The following is a 25341-nucleotide window of genomic DNA, read 5'->3' as shown; positions in this document are numbered from 1 at the left end:
GATAACTGTAAAAAACGTCTATGAAATTTTCTAAGCTTCCACTTTTATTTGCGGCATTACTTACTGGTTGTGTTGGCAATATGAACCCTACAGGCGGTAATGGTAAGCCAGATTATCCGTATTTCGTAACCACCAAACCTTTGATTGTTAAAAAAATAGCAGTGCCTGCAGGTACAACATTGGTTTACGAAGAAAGCTGGTTGAAAAAAGGGAAGCAAGATAAGATGTTAAGTGAAAGTAAGCTAACGGCTATAAATCTTCCTGTAGGAGCAACCATAAATTGGGGCGGAGTTCCCATCACTTCCATCTCTCAATTCTTTAACTCTGAAATGCGTGGCTTCACTGTGTACGCCGATTTTTCTAAGTTAGATAAAAGCCAAACCAATAGGTTTATAGAGATGTGGCAAAGCTGCGATGACAACCTCGGCATTGCTATTAAAAATAGAGACGATTGGTCTTTCAATCCAGATAACATTGTTGATGTTCAAAGCTGTAGCGTGCTTTACCAAAGATATTTTAAGGATAACAAAGAGCAGCAACGCTTTTTAGATGAAATGTATACCGAAATGATGAAAAGTGGGAGGCGTAACTAAGAGACTTACGAAATTTAACTTTAACTTCTATTGTTTAAATGTGAAGCTGAGGGCTTCGCCGTTTAAAACTTCGTAAGTCTGAGCGCTGAAAGATATATTAAATTCATAATCCTTTCAACAATAACACCTGCTTTTTGTTAACCTAATAATTAAGCTATATTTGCCGAGCATTTAGAGGCGGCATAAATATCAAATCATGATGATGCGTATAATGCCCCATCAATCAATAAAATAAAATAATATAGAATGAAGATCACATCTAACACGGTAGTTTCTCTTACTTACGAGCTACATACCACAACTCCAGAAGGTAACCAAGTTTTTGTAGAGAAAGCTACTGAAGAAAATCCACTAGTATTTTTATACGGTGTGGGTATGATGTTGCCAAAATTTGAAGAACATTTAGCGGGTTTAACCGTAGGCGATGAATATAGTTTTGAGTTAGCAGCTGCTGATGGTTACGGAGAGATTGACCCAGGAGCTCACGTAGATTTACCTGTAGGTATGTTTAAAGAAGGCGGTGCCGAATTGCCTAACGTTGGCGATGTAATTCCTTTGCAAGATAACCAAGGTAACCAATTTCGTGCTGGTGTAACGGCAGTAGGCGAGGAGATTGTTTCAGTAGATTTAAACCACCCAATGGCTGGTAAAAACTTAATTTTTGCTGGTAAAATTTTAACAGTAAGAGAAGCAACAGCTGATGAGCTAAGCCACGGCCACGCACACGGTGTTGACGGACATTCGGGCCACTAGTATTTAGCTTACATATAAAAAAGTCCCTAGGTGTTTTGCCTAGGGACTTTTTTGTGTTTTGCCGTCATTTCTACAAGGAACGAAGAAAAATCTGTAAGTTAAATTTGCAGATTTCTCTCTGCCGTTCGAAATGACGAATTATATGTGTTTCCGTTACTTTACTACCACACCATTCATTAAAGAAATTGGCGAAGCATCTAGCGCATTTGCCGTACTCAATTTTAAAGTGCCTTTTACTTTAATGGTTTGGTAGGTAAACTTTGTAGGCTCTTTCAATTGCACTTCTACCATAATAGGCACACCATTTTTACCACAATAGAAACACTGGTTAATGGGCAAGGTAGAAAGCATAAACTTGGTTTGTTTCATGCCGTCTTTAATAGGCACAATATAGCCTTCTAACTCAAATGGTTTGCCCGCTCTTTTTTTAATATCGTTATTAAAGATGGCGTACATTTCGCTATCGTCTTTTGCCATTTTAAATTCTACATCGCCAATTATATCCCAATTAGCAGATAAAATTTGGTCGCTTGGATCGTGTTGTGCTTGCGCTTTGTTTACACCAAAGCCAATAAATAATAAAAATAGGAATGTTAGTTTTTTCATTTTGTGTATTATATTTTTTCCTGCCGTCATTGCGAGGCACGAAGCAATCCTAAAGCGAAAGTAATTATTTTAGGTGTTGTAAGATTGCTTCGTGCCTCGCAATGACAGTTTACTTGTTTAATTCTTTGCTAAAATCTTCGATATATCTGCTCTGTAGGCCTGTATTGCAGGTATAATTGCCGCAACAATTCCAATCAATAAACCTGCTGCCAATAAATAAATCTCTTCGTCTATAAAAAGTAAACCATTCATTTTTGCCTGGCTACTTTCTTGGTAACTGCCAATCAATTGTAAAATACCATGCCCCAAAGCTATGCCAATAATTGTGCCTATGAAGGTCAAAATTAAACCTTCTAAAATGATTAACGAAAAAAGTTTGCCTTTTGATGCACCCAATGTACGCATGATAGCCAAATCGTAACTTCTTTCTTTTAAGGAATTGTACAAGTTTACGAATACACTAATGGCTGCAATAAACATAATCAACACCGCAAACCATTGCAAAGTATCTACTCCAACACCAATTAAAGAAAACAAACGGGTACTTTCTTGCGCCGGACTAGCCGCCTGCATATTGGTAGTTTGGTTTACCATCATTGGGAACATGGCTACTGCCATTGGCGAACGGTATTGAATTAACAACGAAGTAAATTCACGGTCTTCATCATGAGCGTGGTCTGCTTCGTCTTCGTGAGCATGATGTTTATGGTCAACGTTTTCATGAATGCTCTCGCTAACTCCCCCTCTAGGGGGATGGGGGGTGTCTTCATGCATTTTCCAAACACTGCTAATACCCGTTAAAATTAAATTGTCGGTTACGTTCTGCTGTGGTGCCAAAATTCCAACCACTTTGTATGCATGGTCTGTGTGCTCATCCTTCATTTCGGTTAAACCATGACCGCCAAAAAAAGTATCGCCAACTTTTAGGTTTTGTTCTTTGGCTACATTGGTGCCAATAGTGGCCTCTAAATCGGCTTCCCAAAATTTACCGCTTTGTAATTTTAAGCCATAAAGGCTGATGTAATTACTATCGGTACCCACAATGCGTACACCATTGTAATTATCGCCCAAAGCCAAAGGTACAGCTCGTTTTACGAAAGGACTTTTCATTAACTTTTGAGCTTCTTTCATCGGAATATTTCCAGTTGGGAAATCGATGTAATAAATGCTGCTTAAAATCAGTTGCAAAGGGCTGCCTTTTGCACCAACTACCAAGTCAATATCTTTCGAGTTTTTGTCTAACTTATCTTCTATTTGGGTGGATGCTAGTAGTAGAACCGTTAAAATCGCCGTTCCAAAAGCAATTAATAGGATGTTTAGCGATGTATTTAACGGCTTCGACCAAATGTTTTTCCAGCTTAATTTTAATGGGCTCATAATAGGCTGTAGGTTAAATTAAATGCATCTTTTACTCTTTTGTCGTGGGTAGCAACTACCAAAGTAGCTTTGTTTAATTCCGATTGTTCTTTTAGTAAAGCCAAAACGGCTTCCGCATTTTTATCATCTAAGCTTGAAGTTGGTTCATCGGCAATTAGCAAGGTTGGTTTGTTGATTACTGCTCTGGCAATGGTAACGCGTTGCAATTGCCCTTGGCTTAACTCTTGCGGATAAGCATTCTTTTTGTGAGCCATATCTAACGAAGCCAGCACTTCTTCAATGCGATTTTTATCGGTAGGTAAACCTGCAAAGCTTTGTGCTAAAATTAGGTTCTCGGTAATGTTGAGGCTTTTAATCAAGTGTGGTTTTTGAAAAACGATACCAATGTGCTGCCCTCTAAATTCGTCTAGTTTTTTAGAAGAAAGTGAATATAAATTAGTATCGTCAATTTTGATTTCGCCAGCAGTAGGTTGAAGCAAGCCTGTTAAAATGTGCAATAGCGTCGTTTTTCCGCTGCCTGATTGGCCAAGCAAAAGCCATTGCTCGCCATTGTTTACCTGCCAATCGGCAAAGGTTATCGTTTGCTCAGCGCCATACTGATGTGAAACAGATTTTATTTCTATCATTTGTTTTGTGTATGCTACAAAAATAAGATAAGCGCTTGGATAGTGAGGAATGGATGTGTAAAGTATTTGCTACTGCTATGTTTTAATAAACATTGGCGGAGACGCCAACATTAGCAGTCGCCACTGCCTAAATCTTGCACAGCGAGGCTTTATTAATTGCTGATTGCAAATCCAAAGCAGCTGTTAACGTATGAATACACTTCTGTAATATTCATTTAAAATTCCTTTTCCCGAATAGTTTTCGGAAATCTGTTTAGAAACTTTTGGCCGTAACTCTTCATATTCGTTTCTTTCATCATTCGAAAGGTTTTCAGTGTTTCCTAAAACTGCCATTCTATAAAGTGAATTTTGAGTATCCATTTTATTAGCTGCTTTTAAAAAGTTTTTCCCGATGTTTTCAAATTCGATATAGTCTCCAAATTCATACGGGAAGATTGAAATTGTATAACCAACAATAAAATTGAACTCAGCTATATTTACATACTTTCTACGTCCAAATTCAAGCTCGTTAATTAATTCCTCTTTAAGATTTGACTTTTTAAGAATTGTGAAATCGTTATCTAAATCTTCCAGCATTGACCAAAGAAAAAAATAGTAATATTTCCAAATGTCAAAATCTATGTGATTTGAATTTAAAAGATGTTTATATCTTAGAAATGCTTCGTCATATTTGTATTCTGTTTCAAGTTCAAATATTTGCTCAAGTTCTTTTTCCATATCTAGCGCAGCTGAATTTAGGACTACAAACCATCATCCTCTTTCTTATACCCTTCGTAGTAATACGATTGCTCTATGCCTTTAAAAATAATTTCCCTGTTTTCAACTTCGTCGGTTAGGTTTTGAAAAAGTAATGTTCTCAATTCTAAATCGTTGATTGGGCTGCGTTCCATTGCTTGTAAGTAAAGAAATTTGTCTGCAAATTGCCAATTCACTACTTTTTTTAAGTTAGCTTTTAAGATTAAATCTAGCCAGATGCGCTTGGTTCTGCCATTGCCCTCCATAAACGGATGGGCGATATTCATCTCTACATATTTGGCAATAATTTCTTCAAAAGTGTTTTCTGGCATTTGTTCAATTTTTGCCAAAATCTCATTTAGATATAAGGCTGTAGCAAATCTAAATCCGCCTTTTGAAATGTTTTGTGTGCGTATTTTTCCAGCGAAATCATAAAGTCCATCAAACAAATATTTATGTAGCTGTTGTAAACCTTTGGTTGTACCAATTTCAATATGATCGATGTCGCCGCTTTCGAATAAAAGAAGGGCTTTTTTTAAGCTTTGTTCGTCAATGTTTTTCATTCCTGTTTTATAATGATGGCTTTGTTTCTAGTATTCAAATATACGCATATCAGTTTGTTGAATATGCTATAATCTTAAACGATTTGAGAGGTTGTTCGGTTCTTAATTGCACAGTTTTTTGTTAGTCAAACCCGATTGAAGTGAAAATACTTTTTGTAGGTGTCATCCTGAGCTTGTCGAAGGATTGTTTGTTGTAAGTAGATGCTTCGACAAGCTCAACATGACAAATATGAACGGCAATGCCAACAAAAAGAGTGTAGCGTAAAGCGGGGGTACATTTTAATAGCCCTACAAAAACTGCTTTTCAAAAAAATAAATCTAAAGAGCATTTTTAATGTTAATCTTACTTGGTGTAAAGTTCACACTATAATTTATTTGGCTTCTATCTCATTTATTTTATATTTACACTATCATTTAACATCTATTAGGTAACAAAACAATTTTAAAATCATAAGCTGTTTTATAACAAGCTTAACTATAAAAAATATGGGAGACGAACTGAACAAAGACTTCGAAATTTCGGAAATACATAACAAAGAACAATTTGAAGAAGAAGTTGTACAGCATTTGAATAATCCGGTTACGGATATAAAACCAATTGAGAAAGAATACCTTACTTCGGTAAAAAGTGTTAAAAAAGAAGGCAATAAGTTTTATTTCTCTGATGGCGATGCGGTGGTTGAGGTAAGAGTGGTAAGCGACGAGATTATCAGGGTTCGTTTGGCGCCTCATGGTACTTTCTTGGCCGATTTTTCTTATGCCGTAGAGCAGGTGGATCAAAAAGTAACCATTTTCAAGTTAGAAGATACTACAGAAGCGTATCTAATTGCTACCAATACAATTACTTGTAGAGTTAGCAAAGCTGATTTTCTGATTTCGTTTATATGCAACAAGACAGGTATTGTAACCAGTAGCGATGCCTCGCCAATGCACTGGGAAGAGAATGCGGAGTTTGGCGGTTTTTATGTGTATGCTACCAAACACTGCCAGTCTGATGAAAATTTCTTTGGCTTGGGCGATAAATCGGGGAATATGAATTTGCGGGGCAGAAAGTTCCAGAATTGGAATACCGATGCCTACTCTTACGGTTGGGACCAAGACCCTTTATACCGTACCATTCCATTTTACACAGGTATAAACCAGGGCGAGGCTTACGGTATTTTCTTCGACAATACTTTTAAGTCGTACTTCGATTTTGGAATGCAAGACAATAGCAAAACCAGCTTTTGGGCTGATGGAGGCGAGTTGCAGTACTATTATATCCACGGGCCGCACATGATGGATGTGGTAAAACGTTACCAATCTTTAACCGGAACCCACCAATTGCCACCAAAATGGGCTATTGGGTACCACCAATGCCGTTGGAGCTACTATCCAGAAAGTAAAGTAAGAGAAATTGTCGATGGGTTTAGATCGCAAAATATTCCATGCGATGCCATTTATTTGGATATCGATTACATGGATGGCTATCGTTGCTTTACTTGGAACAAGAAATATTTTCCAGACCCTAAAAAGATGATTAAAGAACTGGCGGATGTAGGGATGAAAACTGTGGTGATGATTGATCCAGGAATTAAAGTTGATGATAATTATTGGGTATTTAAGGAAGGAAAAGACAACAATTATTTCTGCCGCAGAAGTGATGACTATTTTATGGAAGGCCATGTTTGGCCGGGGCGTTGCCAATTTCCAGATTTTACTAACCCAACCGTGAGAGAATGGTGGGGCGGTTTGTACAAAGAATTGGTAGATATGGGCGTTGCTGGATTTTGGAATGACATGAACGAACCAGCGGTGTTTGGTGCCGGAACTTTCCCTAACGATGTACGCCACAATTACGATGGCTACCGTGGCTCGCACCGCAAGGCACACAACGTTTACGGCATGCAAATGGTACGCTCTACCTACGAAGGTTTGAAGAAACTGCAACGCAATAAACGTCCGTTTACCATTACTAGGGCTGGTTATTCGGGTATGCAACGCTATGCTTCGGTTTGGACTGGCGATAACGTAGCAACTTGGGAGCACTTGAAATTGGCAAATATTCAATGTCAGCGTATGTCTATTTCTGGTGTGCCTTTTTGCGGTACCGATATTGGTGGTTTTAGCGGCGAGCCAGATGGCGAATTGTTTACCCGTTGGATACAGTTAGGGGTGTTTTCTCCATTTATGCGTGCACACTCTGCTGGCGATACTCGCGAGCGTGAACCTTGGAGCTTTGGCGAGCCATTTACTTCGATTAACCGTAAGTTTATTGAGCTGCGCTATAAATTAATGCCATACATTTATTCGGTGTTCTGGGAGCATCATCGTTATGGTTTTCCAATTTTGCGCCCGTTGGCTATGTTAGAGCAAGAAAATATTGCTAACCACTACCGCCAAGATGAGTTTACTTTTGGCGATAAAATATTGGTTTGCCCAGTACTGGAGCAAGGCGCATCATCGAGAAGAGTATACTTGCCAAAAGGAAAATGGTTTAACTATTGGACTTTAGAATTGTTAAACGGCGAAAACGAATACGTGGTAGATACGCCTCTAGATACGATGCCTTTATTTGTTAGAGCTGGTTCGGTAATGCCAGAATATCCGGTAATGCAATACGTTGGCGAAAAACATATCGACGAAGTTTGGTTGAATGTTTATTATTCGGATTACGAAGTGAACTCGTTTATGTACGAAGATCATGGCGATACTTTTGCTTACGAGCAGGATATTTACTTAGAGAAAAAATTCAATGTAAAAGGCGATGGAAACAGCTTTAACATAGAACAAACTATCGAAGGTTTGTACACACCAACTTACGAACTTTACGATTTGCGTATCATTGCTTTGCCATTTAAGGTTGGTAAAGTATATGTAGACGATAAGGAAGTAAAAGATTTCGTAGTAAACGAACGCGGAATTTTACGCTTTAAGTCAAACAAAACTTTCTCAAGAATTAATATTTTGAAGGGATAATTATTACCCTTGCCGTCATTTCGACGTTAGGAGAAATCTGTTTCATAATTGTACTAACAGATTTCTCGTTTCCCTCGAAATGACGGCATAATTAACCAAACCAATTTGAAATGTATCAAAAGTTAAAAATTCTTTATTGGCATCATTTCAAGTTGGTTTTTGTTTTAAACTTTGCCTTAAGTTTATTTTGGTTAAACCTGTTTTACCTCAAAGGTTTTGATAAAATAAATCTGTATAATTTAGCTTTCGCTTTTAAAATGATAGGCTACGCAACAACTGTTGCTATCGAAAAGCTATTCTTCAGCTATCGTATTTTTTACTATTACAATTTAGGCATCAGTTACCGACGTATTTTAGGTACATTCTTTAGCATCGAATTCGGCCTTTTTGTTCTCTCATTAATGCTCTGCTGGCTATGGATGAATTTTTTATAGACAGCGTACAACATAGTTTTGGTGATAGGCCTGTGCTCAATAACGTCTATTTAAAGTGTAGCTTAGGTGAAGTGGTTGGTGTTTTAGGTAGAAACGGCTGCGGCAAATCTACTTTGTTAAAAATCATCTTTGGCACTATCAAACCTCACTACAAACATTTAAGGGTAGATGATAAAATAGCTGCAAAAGGCTTTCTTACTGGAGACTTCGCTTACTTATCGCAATCATTTTTTATCCCTCATTATTTAAAATTAGGTACTGCGGTTAAGCTCTACACCAATAAATATCAAGATTTACTGCTCAAATTGCCTGTTTTTCGAGATAACTTACATGAGAAAATAGGTAACCTTTCTGGCGGATATAGACGGTTAGCAGAAGCTTTGCTGATGATTTATAGTGATGCTAAATATGTGCTGCTCGACGAACCTTTTTCTCAGTTGTCTCCTTTATTAATTGAAGAAATCAAAACAAACATTAATGCGATGTTGTCTTACAAGGGCTTCGTAATTACCGATCATTATTACCAACACGTACTGAATTATGCATCTAGAACAATACTACTTCATAACGGTTGCAATTACAATATCAATAATTTAGAAGATTTGCAATTACATTGCTACTTGCCCAATTTTCATTAAAATAAATTTCTATCTTACAGCAAACGACCAATTATGGCCAAGCGAACCACAAAAACCATTAAACCTAAAGCAACTGCCTTTAATCAGTATCAATCTGCAGTTTGGCAACATACGCTATTAACCGATTTCGATATTTCTTTGTTTCTTTTAGGAAAGCACTTTAAGCTTTATGAAAAAATGGGAGCGCATCTGTGCAAAGTGAATGGTATAGAAGGCGTTTATTTTGCAGTTTGGGCACCCAATGCACAAAAGGTTTGTGTAATGGCCAACTTTAACGGTTGGAATAGAGAAAGTCATTTGTTGTATAACCGTTGGGATGAATCAGGAATTTGGGAAGGTTTTATTCCAAACCTTAAAAAGGGCGAAGTTTATAAATATTATATCAAAGGTTTTAACGGCGAAGATTTAGAAAAAAGCGATCCTTATGCTTTGCATGCCGAGCATCCACCACAAAAAGCATCGGTAGTTTGGGATACCGAATACCAATGGAAAGACAAAGCGTGGATGAACAAAAGGGAGAAGAAAAATGCGCTAGACCAGCCTATTTCGGTTTATGAAGTGCATTTAGGTTCTTGGCAACGCGACCCATCCAATCCAGAAAGGGTATTAAGCTACGGCGAAATTGCTAAAACGCTTGTGCCATATGTGGTAGAAATGGGCTTTACCCACGTAGAGTTTTTGCCCGTAATGGAATATCCTTACTATCCATCTTGGGGATATCAGGTTACGGGCTATTATGCCGCAAGTTCCCGTCACGGTTCTCCGCAAGATTTAATGTTGCTCATTGAGGAGTTCCATAAAAATAACATTGCCGTAATTTTAGATTGGGTGCCATCGCATTTCCCAGGCGATGCCAATGGTTTATATCATTTCGATGGTACGCATTTGTATGAACACTCTGATATGCGCAAGGGTTTTCATCCCGATTGGAAATCTTACATTTTTAACTACGATAGAAACGAGGTGCGCTCTTTTTTAATCAGCAATGCCATGTTTTGGCTCGATAAATACCATTTAGATGGTTTGCGTGTAGATGCCGTAGCTTCTATGTTGTACTTTGATTTTAGTAGGAGCGAAGGCGAATATGGCACTAACGAATACGGTGGTACCGAAAATTTAGGGGCGGTAAAGTTCTTGAAAGATATGAACGAAGCGTTGTATGGAAACTTTAAAGGCATACAAACTATTGCCGAAGAAAGTAGTATTTATGATGGTGTAACCCGCCCAGTTTATGCTGGCGGTTTGGGTTTTGGCATGAAATGGATGATGGGCTGGATGAACGATACGCTGAAGTATTTTAAGGTTGACCCAATTGGCCGAAAACACCATCATCATCAGCTAACTTTTAGCATGACTTATGCCTTTACCGAAAACTTCATGCTGCCGCTATCGCATGATGAAGTGGTGCATGGCAAATCGCCAATGATTTATAAAATGCCTGGCGATGAATGGCAAAAATTTGCGAATTTAAGAGCGTTGTATACTTATATGTGGGTACATCCTGGCGCTAAATTGCTTTTTATGGGCGATGAATTTGCACAAACTTCTGAATGGAACTGCCTACAATCGCTAAACTGGGATTTACTGGAACACGCACCGCACAAAGGAATGTCGAGAACAGTAAAGGCACTTAATGAATTGCTTAAATCAGAACCTGCCTTATATCATTATAATTTCTCTTACCAAGGTTTCGAATGGCAAGAGGCCGATGATGCCGATCAGTCTGTTTATGTTTTTCAACGGAAAGCCGACAAAGCAAAAGATACCTTAGTTATTGCCATTAACTTAACTCCGGTATTTCGCGAAAATTATAGAATTGGTATTCCGGTAAAAGGTAAGTGGAGAGAGATTTTTAATTCGGATGCTGGAGAATTTTATGGAAGCAACCAGTTAAACCTAGAATCTAAATCTACCGAAAGTGTTGCACATCAGCATCAGGAGCAATCTATCTTGATTAATCTGCCTCCGTTAGGCGTAACTATTTTAAAGAGAGTACGGTAAGTCTGTAAATAATGGGGTGGGCAAGGTTTTGCGCTACTTGAGTAAATAAATGCACTTTCATGTTTTAGCAAGCTTTTGTTAAAATAAATGAACGTGCTTTTTTGTACTGTTAAGCCTAATAATTTTTAGCTGGCTAAAAAAAATAGAGATTTGGTTAAAATTGAAACGGTTTTTGCTGTAGGTACATTAACCTATAGAAAAACTTATGAACACCTTTGCTTTTCCAAAGACCGATGCGTCTTCGGGAGTTGGGCACAATACTTTAAAAGCTACCATAGTTGTAAAGCTAAAAGCATTTTTGACAAATGCTGTTGCAAAGCTTCTTCTCGTAGTTGCAGTTGGTTCATTAGCTTGGCTATCTTGGAGGCCTAATCTTTACGAACTTTACCAGATTGATCATCGTTTTATAGTTGCAAAGTTAGCCGAAGAACCTGCGTTAGAGTTTAAGCAGGCTGCAACCTATTTTAAGCAGGGAAACTATGATGCTGCTGCGCAACTCGTTTCTAAATTGTATCTCAACAATAAAAATAAACTGAGCTTAGCAAAAAAATACGCTATGGTTTTAATCGCTAATGATAATTTAGAAATTGCCAAAAAAGTATTGTATCCAATTTATGCCAGTAATGATGGCAATAGCAAAGCGGAGGCAGCTTATCTTTTATCACTTATTTTTTTGAAGGAAGAAAAGAATGCGGAGAGCAAGAGTTGGCTCGTAAAAGTGCCCAAAAACACCATTTACTATAATCAATCGCAAGAAATTTTAGCAAAATTGGAAAATTTAACCGTTAGGCAATAGTCTTTTTGCAAGTTTTACTTTTCTAATAGCGAAAATAGATGCCAGCAAGAGTACACAATAAATAGCTAAGAATGGTTTTTCTAGCCAGTTAATGGGTTTTTGTAATTCAATTTCTTGGTTTTTACCCATATAAATTAAACTGTCCCAATAATACGGAAGAAGCATGGCATTACTGGTTTTAGCCGTGCTAAGCCAATTTAGTTTGGCTTGTCTAAGTGCTTCGCTGGCATTTTTATTTTTTTCGAGTGATTGATAGAAACCTGCCATAATTTGTGCAGCAGCATTATCATTTACATTCCACAAGCTGGCAATGGTTGCAGTGGTGCCAATGGCATTAAAACCTCTTGATAAACTAATAATTCCTTCTCCATTGGCCAATATGCCATCTGCTGTTTGGCAAGCACTAAGCACTACCAGAGAAGGTGCACTTTGCTTGGCCGAAAGCTCGAACAAATACATTTTTTTCTTTGCCAAAATCTAAGGTTGGTTCGTGGTTTACTCCGGTTAAATAAGCATGGGTACCAATGTGCATTACTTTGCTCTTGGTAAATAATTGCTCAAAAGATTTTGGGTTTACTTCATTGTCAAATAAAAAATTGCCCGCAACGTACTTCTTAATTAAACCGGCTTCGGTGGTAATGGCGTTTAATTGAGTTTTATTGCCTTCGCTATGCGTAATAAATAAACCAGAAAAAGTGTTTGATGTTGTTGCTTTCTTTTCTGTAAGTAGTGTTTGAATAGAAAAAGCGTAATCTATAGTATGGTTTTTAATTAAAAATGGCCATTTGCCGATATTTTCGGTATAGTTGTTTTGGGTAATTAGACCATCAAAAGAGAGATAACCTAAAATCCCGTCGGGTATAATGGTTAACTGTTCATATGGCTTAAGCTTTATTGGCGCTAATATGAATTGATAAATATCATGAGAGGCCTTAAAAAAGGCTTTCGGATTGTTCAGCATGGCATTAGCACCACTATGAAAATACGTTTGTACGAAATTTCGTAGGTCTGATTTTATTTTCTCTGCCTGGGGTAATTTGATTACGTTTTCTATTTTATGCTGATAAATATTAATGATGTACACGTCTTTTTCTCCGATAAAGTATTCGATAAACCGATGATTGGGCAGTTTTTGAATTTGAATAGGGGTTTGGTAATCCTCAAAATTTAAGTATTGATATTTTTTAGATAGCGTTTTGTTTACCAAAGCCAAGTCGTACTTTAAGCTTTCGATGTTTTCGGTAGCGTGTTGATTAGGTTCTTCTATTGCTTGTTTTTCTAAAAAGCTGATGTTACGTTCCAGTTGTTGCTTTTTAAGGAAAAGACTATCGTTTTTGATATTGTTCGAAACCGATTGTTGATTTCGCTGCATTTGATCTAGCAAGGTTCGGCTTTTGCTCTGCTCTGCTAAAGTTAAAATCTGTTGTAAATACTTCTTGTCTTTGGTTTGCTCGTAAAGTTGATAGCTGATTTCAATTCCTTGCTCTACAATTTGTTTAAGGTAGTCTTGTAATCGCTCCTTAGTTTTATCTGCGGCAAATTCATTTCTAATTTTATCTGCAGAAAGTAGACTTAAATTGATATTCTGCAGTGCTTTTTCGGACTGTTTTAATTGCAGATGAGCTTTTGCTAACAGCATAAAAACTTCTACTAACTTATTATCGCCATAAATATTTTGTGTAGTGTTAATGCCCAGTGTTTTTAATGTTTTTTGCGCATAGCTAATGGCCTCGTTTGTTTTGTTTTGTGTCAAATAGGTTGCCCCAATTTGAGTATAAAGGTTGGCTCGTTCACGTATTCTGCCATGAGGATAATAATGAGCTAGCAACTGCAACGCTTTTGCATAAAAAACACCAGCTTTTGTAATTTGTTGCTGCTTTAAATAGATATTACCGGCAGTAGTGTACGAGCTCATTAGCCAATAGGCATTTTCGGCATTGCTGGCCTTCTGTTTACTAATGTTACTTTCTATAACTGTTGCTGCTTTTTTGTAATTGCCATCATCGTATAATACATCGGCATAAACGTTATTTAGCATTATACGATTAAAATTATCGGATTTTAATTCTAGTCCACTTTCAATTGCTTTATAAGCATCTTCTAATTTGCCCATTGAGCGGTAGGAAATAGCCATATTACAATAAATGGCCGCGGTTTTGTTTTTGTCTTCGCTGTAAGAATGCTGAAATTCTATACTCTGTTTTTGGATGAACAAGGCTCGTTCATAGTCGCCAAGTCGGGTGTAGTTATTCCCTAAAGGTTTGTAGATGTACTCTACAACATCATAATCTAATATTTTATGTTTTCGAAAAAAGCTGAGGGCATTTTCATAAGAACTGATGGAGCCAAAAATATTGCCGTCTAATAACTGGTAGTAAGCCAAAGTGCTCAGTAGGTTTAGCCAAGCAAAACGTTCTTCGTCGGTTTTGGCATTCCGCCAACGCTCTTTCTGAATTTTAAGAATGTTTTCGGTTGCCGTTTGAGGATTTTCGTTGGCGTAATCTAGCTGCTCGTAAATCCAATTGGTAAGATCATTATTTGCCTTAAAGCTTTTTAATTTGGTTTGCAAATCATCGCCCTGCGCTATTACTAAACTGCTTTGTAAAAGCAAGAGCAGTAAGCATACATATTTTAAGTATCGGCAGGGCATAGGTTTTCAGTTGAGTAAATTCCAGTTACTAGCCCAAACCTACAATTTATCACGTAAAACTTAAAACTTCCAGCTTAAGTAGGTTGTCATTTGTTTGGGTTATTGATACTACCAACCAAAGGTTCGTAGTAATTCAGTCATTGTGGGTTTGCCTGTGGTTTGGTGTTATCACCAACCACTCTTTCTACCAAATGTGATCCATATAATGAGTTAATAGCATATCATTACCTCTCCCTTCATAGAAGTTTGCAGAAGAATATGGATAATCTAAATTCGATAGACATAAGCCCTTCTTAACTGGATTTTGATGTATGTAGTTTAATTTCTGTTCTACGATATTTCTATTGTTCATAGTTGCTTGATGAGGTCTTCTTTCCCAAAAATGATACTGCCTATCTGCTTGAGAGCTTTTGTATTTAACTAACTCTTGCGGATTGTTGGCCAATAAATTAAACTTTATTTGTTGGGCGGTGTATTTCAAGAAGTTCTGAGCAATACTATTTTCTATCCAGAGATCTTGTTTACGCCAAAGTAGATGGATATGATTGGGCATGATCACGTAGGCGTAAAGCCATATCCTATTTTCTTCTACTAGAAACTTTAGACTTGCTAGCACGATTTTTTTATGTGTTTCAGCTTCCAAAAGATTTTGCCAGTTTAAACAAGTGGCAGTAAAGAATTCAATGTTACCTTTCATAAGATTACTGATTGGATTGGTTGGATTTGGATTGGTTGGTAATAACAACAACCAAAGGGTTTGTTGAGCTTTGACGGTTAATTCTGAAGTTGTTATTTGCCCGTGGTTCGGTGTTATCGCCAGCCACGATAGTAGATATTGCTTTTCATTTGGAATAATAGGCTGTTGGTTGGTGATAACACCAACCAAAGGGTTAATGCTTACCTAATTTATCACGTAAAACTTAAAACTTCCAGCTTACATAAGTCGTCATGCGGTTGTTGTTGGTTTTTGGGTCATAAATATACCTAAAGCCCAAGGCAGGTCCAACACGCACCAAGCCCAGTTGTACATCAGCAAAGAAAGATACCCGAACTTCCGAAAAGCTATCTTTTAAATCTTCCATCGCTCGGTTTAAATCTACATCTGTTACCGTACCCGACGCGTTTTGCGTTCTCAATTTGTAACGTAATTCGCTAGAGGTTCTGTTATACATATCCAAGGCCACCAAAGCACCTGCACCAACGCCAACATACTTATTAATATTGTAGCGCATTTGTAGCGGAACGGCATTAATGGTAGCCACTTTGGTGGTTTTAAAAAGCTGCTTATCCATAATTTGGTAAGCTACATTATTAATTACTGTATCTTTCCTTACTTCTGTTGCAATGGGTACTCGATAAGTTGTCTCATTAAAAGAATTGAAGTAAAGTTCTACCTGCCAATAGTAACGATGCGATGCATAAGGCGATAGCGTAGCGCCCAAAGCCACATTTTTATGGTTGAGGTAATTGTTGTTATTAGTCTCGAAAGGAAAACCATAACCTACAATTACGCCAGGCGAAAGACCCATTTTAAATCTGCCAGCAGCTCTGTTGGTATAGATAGGTTCATTTTTATCAAAGACAATTGCTGCTCCGCTTTTGATGGGCAGTTTCGGAGGTTTCTCTTTAAATCTGATTTTATATTCTACAAAACCTTGGGTAGAGTCTGCATCGTTAACTCCTTTTTGCTGCATTCCGGGTAGGTAAATATTGCTAAACACAAAATGGACACTATCTGCCCTAAAGAAAGTTTTTAAACAGCTTTGGTTGGCATAAGCCGAATCGCAGGTAATTACTTCGGGTTTTGTTTTGGTAACTTTTAACATTGTTGGATCAAAAACTTCAGCAATATTAACGCCTACATCAATTTTTTTTGCAGGCCCTTTGCCTGTATTTTGGAAGCGTACTTTATAGGTAAGTTCTCTGTTTTTTCCAGTTAAACGATAGTTCATTCTGCTCTTGCGCAATACCATTTTGTTTGGATCGTGAGAAGCAACAATTTGTAATTCTAAGTTAAAAAACTCAGTTTCTACCAAAGGATTATCTGGAATAAAAGCGCCCGAAATACGTACTACCGCATTGGTGTCTTTCAACATTTCTGGTGTAGTTTTAAAGTGCATAAAAACGAAACGTTCTTCGTTTTGTTTTAGGTTTTCAAACTTCCAGCTCTGCTGATTTTTAAAAGCCTTGGCTTGGTCTTTCAATAATATTTTTTCTGCCGAGGATAAACTTAAGCCACCGCCTAACGAAGCATAATAAATTGGCTTTTGCTGTCTGCTTAGGTAAGCAGTATTCAGGAGCGGTTTTAAATCTGATTTTTTTTCATGGTGATAAGTTCTTGCTGCTGCCAATTCGAAATTATTATTGCTAAACTCCACATCGTTATATAGAATGGCAATGGTGCCGTTTAAGTTCTGTTGCCCATTTTCTACTTTATTACGATAACCAAAAACCAGCATCATATCATCGCCAGGTTTGGGCATACAATTGGTTTTCATTTCTATATTGCCGCCCATTTTAAACAAATTAGAGCTACCATTGGCAGCAAGCATTGGCTTGGCTACCGCAGGTTTTGGCCCCAGTGGCCTTACAATAGGCTTTGGTCGGGTTGGGGGCCGTTTGCCATCGTCATAGTTGTTGGTGGCAAACAAACGCACCATAATCGAATCGTATCTGGTATAGATATGTGATGGATTTTCCTCGAAACTAAAGCCACCATCGCCAAACTCCCAAAAATAAGTGTAGAAAGGCGCTGGAGCACCTGCAATTGCTCTTAATGGTCGTAACTCGCTAGTAAATTTGGTAACTCCGTTTGCTGTTTCATAACGGATAATTGCCGGTACGGTATCACTAGGCAATACCTGCGCTTTTAAAGCCGCCGTTAAGCAAAAACAGCATAATATGGAGGTTAGTAATTTGGTCATGGCTAAATAAATATAAGGAAATATTTCTACAACTTTTTTAGCACATAGGCACATAGTTTTTTCCAAATGAGAAAATCAGAATTAGAAATAATGGTTTACACTCTCCTATGTGTCTATGTGGTTTATCAACGATAAAAAGACAAAGCCCAAATGAGCTTCGTCTTTTGTGTTAACAGATTGGGATATCTTTAATAGGTATTTAATGAGTTAATTACTTGTTGTATGCCGCTTTCTGTAGTTTCGGCTAGGGTTAAAGTAATGTTTTGGTTGGCCGTAATGGTGGTTTCTTGCTCTGCGTAATAGTATTTGCCATCTTTAATTGAGAAAGAAATGTATTTGCCTTGAACTCCTACGGGCATCATGTTGGTATAACTTTTTACACCATTAGGGCCATCGTAAGTATATAGTTGAGCTACTACGTTGCTGCCTTTGGCGCAAAAGAAAACAAAGGTTTCGCCCGTAAAGCCCATAAAAGTTGCAAAACTACCCGGGTTGTTTGCTATGCTTACACTGGTAGTGGTTTTTGGATTAGTATAGGCATAAAATACATCACAATTGATCCATCCTAAGTTCCCCATTTCGAAGTTGTAAAAACCTGCTTGCGGTGTGCTTTCGCGAGGAATACCGCCGGCTGCGCCATTGGGGTTTTGTGCTGGCGCTTGCCAAGCCATTTGGTTGGCATTGTCCACTTTTTCTACACCTTCCCAAATTTGGGTGTTGCGAGTGTTGGTGGTTGGTACAGCCATTTGTATGTTTGCGACTAGCTGTTTATCTACATTTGTGCCGTTAACCGATGCGTTAAGAAAAATAAAGCCATCAGATTCTAAAGGTGCGCCGCTAATGTGGTTGGTGTTGGTGCCGCTAAATAATACAGCACTACGTTTTAAAAATTCGCCGGCGGTAATTACTACGTTGCCAGTAACGGTTACGCCATTTAATTTGAAGGCGTTTGCTGGAATGGTAATTTTTGTGCCACCTTGTAGCGTGAAAGTATTAGAGATGCCCGCATTAATTTGCATTTTTTGTGCCCTTGGTCCAAACAATGCCGTAAATTCTCTAGCGCTAGCAGCCGAGTTTCTAGGTGTTCTGTCTTTTTTGCAGGCCTGAAACAAGGCTGAAATTGTTAATGCTAAAACAATTATTACAAGCGTATTTTTTGAGAGCGTATTTTTTAAGTTTAAAGTTTTCATCACATTTTTTTTAGTTGAGCTTACTCTGTTTTGGCTTTTCAGCAACCGCCGTTTGGAGGTATATCAACGGCATTCAAAAAATGTTACCTATGTTTTTTAAAATTTTAAATGATAAAATGAAATTTGCCCAAAAAGAAGCGTTGGTGTATAAGAGGCATAACAATTTTCAAACTTTGCGTCCTTTGCGTGGCTCTTATTTTTCTTTGCGTTAATTGCAAACGCGAAGTTTTTTGGAAGTTTTGGCAAAGAATGCAAAGGCCAATTGTGCGTTAGCTTTTACAAACCTTTAGCAAGCGGGATAGAGCTTTGTGAAAGCTCCTAGTAGTACAGGCCTTGGTTAGTTAAACCCGATTGAAATGTAAAGCCCGTAAGCGAGTGAAACGAGTGCGGACTTGAAGTGAAAAGCGGGACTTTCCCTAGCTTATAGTAGAGCGCAACTTTTCTTCTTAATAAACGAAATACTTTCCCTAATAAATTATACTTTAGCATAAATCAATATCATCAATGACCAAAAAAGTACATGAAGACCAACGTTATGTAACTGCGCTGCTAAACAATGAGGTGGCTTTGGTTAACGAAATTTATAAGAAATGTGCGGGTAAAGTAAAATCGTTTGTGTTGTTTAACAATGGCAGTGCAGATGATGCTGCCGATATTTTTCAGGAAGCTTTGGTGGATATTTACAACCAGGCAAAATATAAGAATTTAGAGCTTACTTGTCCGTTTGAACCATTTTTACTACTGGTTTGTAAGCGTAAGTGGCTTAACGAACTGAAAAAAAGATCGATAAGCCCGGTAACAAAAAACGAGGATGATTTATTACATATTGGCGAGGATACATTTGAACAGGCGGAAGTTTTAGCACAACAGAAAGAACAAGCTGCTTTATTTTTAAAAGCTTTCGAAAAACTGGGCGAACGTTGTAAGGAAATTATTAGCTGGAGCATGAAAGGAGAACCGCAAGAGAAAGTAGCAGAAGTTTTGGGTGTAACGTATGGTTATTTGAGAAAAAAGAAATCGGAATGTATGGCAAGCTTGGTTAAATTAATTGATAGAAAAAATGACTGAGGACAAAATTTTATGGACTGCCCAATATGTGGAGGGAGATTTGAACGAAGCTGAGCGCTTGGAATTCGAAAATTTCTTGACAGAAGATGAGGAATTGAAGCAGTACCTTGCGGATTACTATGATATTCACAGCAATTTAGAGATGGAATTGGCTGATGATGCTGACCGAAACGCATTGTTAGGAACTTTGCAAAGCTTGAATAAGGAGCATTTTACTGCAGAACAACCAAAGGTAGTTAGGTTGAGTTCTTATTTGAGATGGGTTTCTGGTATGGCTGCGGTGTTGGTGTTGGGCATGTTGATTTGGGCGCCTTGGAAAGGCGATTTGTATGAGCAATTTAACACAGCCCCTCAAATGAATGTTGCTGAGCGTGGTGCAGAAAAAACTGATTTAGATGAAGCTGCCACTTTATTTAACGCTAAAAAATATAATGAAGCTAAGGTTGCGTTGGCAAAATTGAACAACACCGATCCTCAAAATGCCATGGTAGCTTATTACTATGGCGTAATTTTAATGGAAACCAACGAAGTGGCAAAAGGGAGATTGTTGTTAGAAGATTTATTTAAAGGTGAATCTGTTTATAAATATGATGCCGCCTATGCGGTAGCCATGAGTTACCTAAAAGAAGGTAAAAAAGCTGATACTAAATTTTGGCTCGAAAAAATACCTGATGGGACGGTGCAATACGAAAATGCACAGCAATTGTTGAAGAAGTTGTAAAATGCAAAAAGGGTCTAATTGACCCTTTTTCACTTATTAATTATCCTAAATTACTAGCAACATCCGTTACTAAGTTTCTTTTACCTTATTTGGAAGCTTGCTTAAAACTATCTTCCATTTCTTGGTAAGGCATTGCGTATTTTTTGGCTCTGTTGATAGCCATTTGCATAAATTTCTTGTAACCTTCGTTGCTACCCATTCGTTTATTTAATGAAGCCGCATTTTTAATGATTTCCATACTGCTTTCTTCATTTACTATGGCATTTGCCCATTGAAGAAATAATTTTGCAGTTTCGCCGTACAATTGTTTTTTAGCAACTAGAGTATTTGCCAAAGCAGTAAAATGATATTGGTAAAAGTACTGGGTTGCTAATGGCGAAATTTAGATAGCCTATTGTATCTTTTTTCATTTCCAGATATAACTTGCTTCCCAAAGTTTGCAGGTTAATTTTCCAACGATCTGCTGGGAATTTGCTCTGATAGGAAGCTAAAAAAGCATCAAAATCAGCTTTGCTGCTAGATGAGTTGAGTTTGTTTTGGGCAGCAGCTGTTAGTGCTCGATCAACCACGGGTTGTAAAACTTCTTCGCCATATAAATTAGCGTAGCCGTTATAATCCTTTAAAATTTCTGCGGAAACTTTTTCGTTGGTGGTTCGAGCAATTAAAAAAGGTAATAAGCTGTTTTTGGCTTTAAAATCTTTCAACTGATCGCTGTACTCTTTTAAAATTTGTGGTGTAATGCCTTTTCTAGTTTTAGCAAATTCTAGGTAAAATGCAGGGTAATCTTTCTCGTTATAAGTAGATGAGTAACCCAAATGAGATTGCCCTTTTTTAGCACGAATTTTTGCGTTGTCCAAAAAGCTTATCAAATCTCCCGGGTCTTTAAAGCCAGAAACAGAAGAGACCAAATTTCCATCGCTATTTAAAACGAGAAAGGTAGGGAAGCCATTTAAAATGTGTTGAACTTTGATGGTATCGCCAAGTTTTTCTGTAAAAACATTCACTTTAAGCATCACAAAGTTTTTTTCCATTTCTTTGCTCACTACGGCATTAGGAAATACATCTCTATCCATTTGCTCACATGGAATACAACCTGTGAAATACGTATCTACAAAAACAAGTTTGTTTTCTTTTTTGGCTTTGCTGAGCGCTTTATCTAATCCACTTTGTGCAAAACTGCTCAGACTTAAAACCATCGCAGTTAGCGTGATCAATAATTTTTTCATTGTTTATTTGGTTAGGGTAATTGTGGTAGGTACATTGTTTTCATCAACATAATTGATGGTTAGCGTACTTTGATTTGGTAAGGCTTTTAACTGATCGATTTTTTTTTGATCTTTAATTAAAGCACTTGCGCTAAAGTTATTAATTGCAGTAATTTTAGTTCTCGGTTTTAATATGGTTTCGCCTGTTGGAGTAGGCTTTATAGCGCTTTGTACCGTTAGCTCTCCTTTTAGATTAAAACCAAGAAGATAACTGCCCAATACAAAGTTTAAAGGATAACTGTAGGAGTGGTTAGGCGTAAGATAGATTTCGTTCTTCTTGCGATTAATAGTAAAGTTGTATCTGGAAATAATCCCCATGCCAATCGAGCCATCAAAACCAGGGTTCCAGTTTTCGTTTTGGCCGCCGCCTGCCATTAAAGTAATGGGAAGATTTTTAAGTGCGTTAGTATTGGTAAAAGAAAAGCTGTTTGCTTTGCCATTAAAAGTAGGAGAGGAGATACCCATACTTACTGTAGCAGCATGGTATTCGGAAACAAAACCGCTAGTGAGTAACCTGTTTTGTCGCACAAAAGGCCTAAAACAAATTAGGTTGTAAGATGCTCCACTATCAAATACAAAATTGCCTGTATACGATTTGCCTGCTGCTATTTCTACATTTCCAGGAATGATAAATAACCCCGCTGGAATAGTAATGGGTACTATGGTTCCTCCTTTTTCATATTCGTAGTTATCGAATTCATATAAGGATAGTTCATATTTGTTGAAATCGACTTTGGTTACGTAACGTCTGGTCATGGTGTTGCCAATGAGGCCATCTAAATGATCTCGCATTTGCGGAAATATAGCGATGCCTTGATTTTTGAGTACAAATCCGCTTTCTAGCCGTACATCGTTACCATCAGATACTTCGATTTTCATGTTTCCACCAACTACAGAAGCATTGTTGCTTCTAGTAATTTTTAAGCCAAGCGAATCTGCCAGTGATTGATCTATGGCCATGCCATCTGCACCAGTATCGAAAAGTAAGCGTAACGTTTTACCACTTTGGTTAATTTTTACTTTTAATACAATGGAACCATTTACCATTTCGAAAGGGATGGTGGCCACGGGTTTAGATTGAGCTAAAAGTTGTGCGCTGGCGAAACAGCAGAAGGCAACTAATATTAATTTATAGATTTTCATTTGTAGGTTTCTAGTGTCCGTAAATTTTTTCAAGCGCTTTGTCAATATCATCGGTAGCGCTGGCGCTAATGCGTAAGATGATTTTTCCATCTTTGTCGACTAGAATTTTAGTAGGAAATGAGTTTACACCATAATCTTTCAAGATGTTTTGTTGCTCAACTCCATCTCTATTTAGAATATGCACCCAATTAATTTGATCTTCTTCAATTGCTTTAAGCCAAGCGGCACGAGCATCATCTAGATTTTTAGCCGTTTCTTGCGCAATAGCGATGATTTCAAAACCATCAGCTTTGTATTTGCTATAAAGTTCTTTTAGATGTGGATGACTTGCTCTACATGGGCCGCACCAGCTTCCCCAAAATCTAGTAACACCGTTTTGCCTTTGTAATCCGCCAATCGGATGATTTTCCCATCCTTGTCTTTGCGCTCAAATGACGTGGCTAGCGTACCTGCTAAAGTTACTTTCATCTTATTTACATAATCTTGGATGGGTTTTGCCAGTGGATGATTTTTGTATTTTGGTGACAGCCCATTCCAAGCATTGGTGTAATTTTCGGCGGTATAAAAATTTTGCATGCGACCCAAAAGAAATATCGAAGCAAATAAATTTGGATTTTCTTTAATGAATTTGCGCTGTTGTTCGGTAATTCGTTTTCCGGCCTCTAAACCTGTTTTTTGTAAATTATTGCTTTCTTCTTTTGTAAGTTGCCTTGCGGTAAATTCTTTAAGTGTATTTAGCTTTATTAATTCATCTGCTTTGGTGTTGTTTCTTAATATCGTAAAGGCATTGTTTTCCGCATCTCCCGTTACTGATGAATACCTATATTCTTTGGTATTACCCTTAATCTCTAAATTGTTTTTATATACAAAAAACTCTAATTGAGGTAAGGGTACTTGCGATGATTTTGTTTCTGTACTATTGTTGGGGTTTTTAATTGAAATGTTTGAACGCACTAAGCAAGGGACGTTTTGTTTTGGAATAGCAATTTTAAAAACGCCATTTTGAGCATAACCTTTGTACACTTCTTTTTGAATAGAAAAGGATACGCTGTTATTATCGAGGTTTTTAATGTAACCAGCTATGATAATGCTGTCTTGTTGTGCCACTGCTATATTGGCTGAAAAAGACAAAACAATAGCAATACACCATTTTTTTAATGTGTTCATTTTTATAGTGATAAGTGTTGAAGTTGAGGTTAAGACTGAGGTTTATTTTCCTAGCCAGTTTTTACTGACTAGGAAAATGTTAACTGAATTTATTTGGCAGCCTCAGCAAATAGCAATTCTTTTAACTTCGGGTTTGAAGGTCTTGGTGCATCTACGCTAACAATTTTTCCGTTTTTATCGAATACCAAAAAGCGAGGAATAGTGTTTACTTTGTAGTATTTCGAAAACTCATTGTCTTGACCAGCGTATAACTGCATTCCGCCTAAATTCTCGTCTTTAATCATCTTCAGCCACTTTTCTTTGTCTTTTTCAGAATCGGTAGAGATGCTTACAATTTGAATGGGTTTACCTTCTACATCTTTTTCTAATTGTTTTAAACTCGGAAATTCTGCTCTACATGGTCCGCACCAAGTAGCCCAAACATCAATTAAAACAACTTTACCTTTTAAACTAGCAAAAGATACTTGTTTACCTTCCTTATCCGGGTAAGCGAATTTTAACCCGTCTGTACCAGGTTTGTAAGTCAACAACGGACTAATCAAAGCATTGTCTTTTTCTTTTTGCACTTTAGTTAATAAGTATTTGCCAAATTGATCTGTAATGGCTTTGTAGCTGTCGTAATCTTTGTATCTACCCAAATTTTCAAGAACTAAATCACCTTTCAAAGTATCGTTAGGAATGTAAGAGATGTAAGTGGTCAGCCCTTCTGCACCTGGTTTATATGGTTTTTTGTCTTGACGCATATTCACGCTAACCAAAGCAGAAAGTGTTCTTAATCCGTAGGGATAGTTGTAAACTTTCTTGGTAGTTTTGGAGATTTCGTTAGCTTTTAAGGTGGCGTAGAAATCGCTGTATTCTTCAATACTTGGATGAGCAGAACGCGGTGTGTTCAAGAAATTCGTGGCATAGCTCGCTAAATCCAATTGCATAATTTCTTTAATCTGCTGGTCAAACTTGGCATTGCCCGTGGCTTTTCCGTTTAAGAAAGTTTTAGATTTAGCTACAATGGCTTCTTGCTGTGGAAAATAATCCATAAAGGTACTTTGCACTTTCATGAAATTGATAGCTTTCTGATAGAGCGGGTTAGTCAAATCTCTCCATTGTTTTAGTACAATGTTTTCTTTGGAGTTCAA

General features: G+C 37.5%; 24 protein-coding genes. 8 read left to right on the top strand and 16 right to left on the bottom strand.

From position 1 onward, the window contains the following. Positions 1–20: 20 nt before the first annotated feature. A complete protein-coding gene (locus tag OVA16_RS00185; RefSeq protein WP_267762843.1) occupies positions 21–593 on the top strand; it encodes a hypothetical protein in 573 nt (190 codons plus the stop codon). Between the two features lie 246 nt (positions 594–839). Then, positions 840–1346, top strand: coding sequence for an FKBP-type peptidyl-prolyl cis-trans isomerase (locus OVA16_RS00180; RefSeq protein WP_267762841.1), 507 nt, complete (start codon positions 840–842; stop codon positions 1344–1346). 153 nt (positions 1347–1499) lie between these two features. Here the strand turns inward: OVA16_RS00180 and OVA16_RS00175 are convergent, their stop codons facing one another. The 5 genes from OVA16_RS00175 to fic form a co-directional block, all read right to left on the bottom strand. Next, positions 1500–1952 carry a hypothetical protein gene (locus tag OVA16_RS00175; protein ID WP_267762840.1) on the bottom strand — a complete coding sequence of 151 codons (453 nt, stop codon included), beginning with the start codon at positions 1950–1952 and terminating at the stop codon, positions 1500–1502. Between the two features lie 117 nt (positions 1953–2069). Next, on the bottom strand, positions 2070–3329 hold the full coding sequence (locus tag OVA16_RS00170) for an ABC transporter permease (protein WP_267762839.1): 1260 nt from the start codon (positions 3327–3329) through the stop codon (positions 2070–2072). Then, positions 3326–3955: an ABC transporter ATP-binding protein gene (locus OVA16_RS00165; protein WP_267762838.1), complete on the bottom strand. Its 630-nt coding sequence runs from the start codon at positions 3953–3955 to the stop codon at positions 3326–3328. The genes OVA16_RS00170 and OVA16_RS00165 overlap by 4 nt, the downstream gene beginning before the upstream one ends. 183 nt (positions 3956–4138) lie before the next feature. Further along, positions 4139–4672, bottom strand: coding sequence for a hypothetical protein (locus OVA16_RS00160; RefSeq protein ID WP_267762837.1), 534 nt, complete (start codon positions 4670–4672; stop codon positions 4139–4141). Between the two features lie 23 nt (positions 4673–4695). Further along, a complete protein-coding gene (fic, locus tag OVA16_RS00155) occupies positions 4696–5253 on the bottom strand; it encodes a protein adenylyltransferase Fic (RefSeq protein ID WP_267762835.1) in 558 nt (185 codons plus the stop codon). Between the two features lie 486 nt (positions 5254–5739). Between fic and OVA16_RS00150 the strand changes: the two genes are divergently transcribed. The 4 genes from OVA16_RS00150 to OVA16_RS00135 all read left to right on the top strand — a co-directional run bounded on the left by OVA16_RS00150 (position 5740) and on the right by OVA16_RS00135 (position 12080). Then, a complete protein-coding gene (locus tag OVA16_RS00150) occupies positions 5740–8211 on the top strand; it encodes a glycoside hydrolase family 31 protein (RefSeq protein ID WP_267762833.1) in 2472 nt (823 codons plus the stop codon). 415 nt (positions 8212–8626) lie between these two features. Beyond that, entirely contained in the window at positions 8627–9283 is a 657-nt protein-coding gene (locus OVA16_RS00145) for an ATP-binding cassette domain-containing protein (RefSeq protein ID WP_267762832.1), read from the top strand. A 33-nt stretch (positions 9284–9316) separates the two neighbouring features. Then, positions 9317–11284, top strand: a complete 1968-nt coding sequence (gene glgB / locus OVA16_RS00140) for a 1,4-alpha-glucan branching protein GlgB (protein WP_267762830.1) — start codon at positions 9317–9319, stop codon at positions 11282–11284. Positions 11285–11489: 205 nt separating this feature from the next. Further along, complete coding sequence (locus OVA16_RS00135; RefSeq protein ID WP_267762829.1) at positions 11490–12080, top strand: hypothetical protein; 591 nt, start codon at positions 11490–11492, stop codon at positions 12078–12080. Here the strand turns inward: OVA16_RS00135 and OVA16_RS00130 are convergent. The 5 genes from OVA16_RS00130 to OVA16_RS00110 all read right to left on the bottom strand — a co-directional run bounded on the left by OVA16_RS00130 (position 12063) and on the right by OVA16_RS00110 (position 18844). Continuing rightward, positions 12063–12539, bottom strand: coding sequence for a CHAT domain-containing protein (locus tag OVA16_RS00130; RefSeq protein WP_267762827.1), 477 nt, complete (start codon positions 12537–12539; stop codon positions 12063–12065). The genes OVA16_RS00135 and OVA16_RS00130 overlap by 18 nt on opposite strands. Then, positions 12484–14691 (bottom strand): CHAT domain-containing protein, encoded by a 2208-nt coding sequence (locus OVA16_RS00125; protein ID WP_267762826.1) that lies wholly within the window; start codon positions 14689–14691, stop codon positions 12484–12486. The genes OVA16_RS00130 and OVA16_RS00125 overlap by 56 nt, the downstream gene beginning before the upstream one ends. A 223-nt stretch (positions 14692–14914) precedes the next feature. Beyond that, on the bottom strand, positions 14915–15616 hold the full coding sequence (locus tag OVA16_RS00120) for an REP-associated tyrosine transposase (RefSeq protein WP_267762825.1): 702 nt from the start codon (positions 15614–15616) through the stop codon (positions 14915–14917). A 34-nt stretch (positions 15617–15650) separates the two neighbouring features. Further along, positions 15651–17654, bottom strand: coding sequence for a DUF7619 domain-containing protein (locus OVA16_RS00115; protein WP_267762824.1), 2004 nt, complete (start codon positions 17652–17654; stop codon positions 15651–15653). A gap of 188 nt (positions 17655–17842) precedes the next feature. Beyond that, a complete protein-coding gene (locus OVA16_RS00110; RefSeq protein ID WP_267762822.1) occupies positions 17843–18844 on the bottom strand; it encodes a hypothetical protein in 1002 nt (333 codons plus the stop codon). A gap of 504 nt (positions 18845–19348) precedes the next feature. Here OVA16_RS00110 and OVA16_RS00105 point away from each other — a divergent pair. Together OVA16_RS00105 and OVA16_RS00100 are read left to right on the top strand one after the other, a co-directional pair. After that, positions 19349–19912 (top strand): RNA polymerase sigma factor, encoded by a 564-nt coding sequence (locus OVA16_RS00105; protein ID WP_267762820.1) that lies wholly within the window; start codon positions 19349–19351, stop codon positions 19910–19912. Further along, positions 19905–20633, top strand: a complete 729-nt coding sequence (locus OVA16_RS00100) for a hypothetical protein (RefSeq protein ID WP_267762818.1) — start codon at positions 19905–19907, stop codon at positions 20631–20633. Before OVA16_RS00105 ends, OVA16_RS00100 begins: the two co-directional genes overlap by 8 nt. 85 nt (positions 20634–20718) lie before the next feature. Here OVA16_RS00100 and OVA16_RS00095 read toward each other — a convergent pair whose 3' ends face one another. The 6 genes from OVA16_RS00095 to OVA16_RS00070 all read right to left on the bottom strand — a co-directional run bounded on the left by OVA16_RS00095 (position 20719) and on the right by OVA16_RS00070 (position 25341). Further along, positions 20719–20967, bottom strand: coding sequence for a hypothetical protein (locus OVA16_RS00095; protein WP_267762817.1), 249 nt, complete (start codon positions 20965–20967; stop codon positions 20719–20721). Then, positions 20945–21859: a thioredoxin family protein gene (locus OVA16_RS00090; RefSeq protein WP_267762815.1), complete on the bottom strand. Its 915-nt coding sequence runs from the start codon at positions 21857–21859 to the stop codon at positions 20945–20947. Before OVA16_RS00090 ends, OVA16_RS00095 begins: the two co-directional genes overlap by 23 nt. A gap of 3 nt (positions 21860–21862) precedes the next feature. Further along, complete coding sequence (locus OVA16_RS00085) at positions 21863–23041, bottom strand: retropepsin-like aspartic protease (RefSeq protein ID WP_267762813.1); 1179 nt, start codon at positions 23039–23041, stop codon at positions 21863–21865. A gap of 10 nt (positions 23042–23051) precedes the next feature. Further along, positions 23052–23438 (bottom strand): TlpA family protein disulfide reductase, encoded by a 387-nt coding sequence (locus OVA16_RS00080; RefSeq protein WP_267765307.1) that lies wholly within the window; start codon positions 23436–23438, stop codon positions 23052–23054. Further along, positions 23354–24208 (bottom strand): peroxiredoxin family protein, encoded by an 855-nt coding sequence (locus OVA16_RS00075; protein ID WP_267762811.1) that lies wholly within the window; start codon positions 24206–24208, stop codon positions 23354–23356. The genes OVA16_RS00080 and OVA16_RS00075 overlap by 85 nt, the downstream gene beginning before the upstream one ends. Positions 24209–24297: 89 nt before the next feature. Beyond that, the gene (locus tag OVA16_RS00070; RefSeq protein WP_267762809.1) at positions 24298–25341 is read right to left on the bottom strand and encodes a TlpA family protein disulfide reductase; all 1044 of its coding nucleotides are present in this window, start codon (positions 25339–25341) and stop codon (positions 24298–24300) included.

The sequence above is a fragment of the Pedobacter sp. SL55 genome (genome assembly GCF_026625705.1).
Classification (GTDB): domain Bacteria; phylum Bacteroidota; class Bacteroidia; order Sphingobacteriales; family Sphingobacteriaceae; genus Pedobacter.
This window is presented reverse-complemented; position numbering and strand designations above follow the sequence as displayed.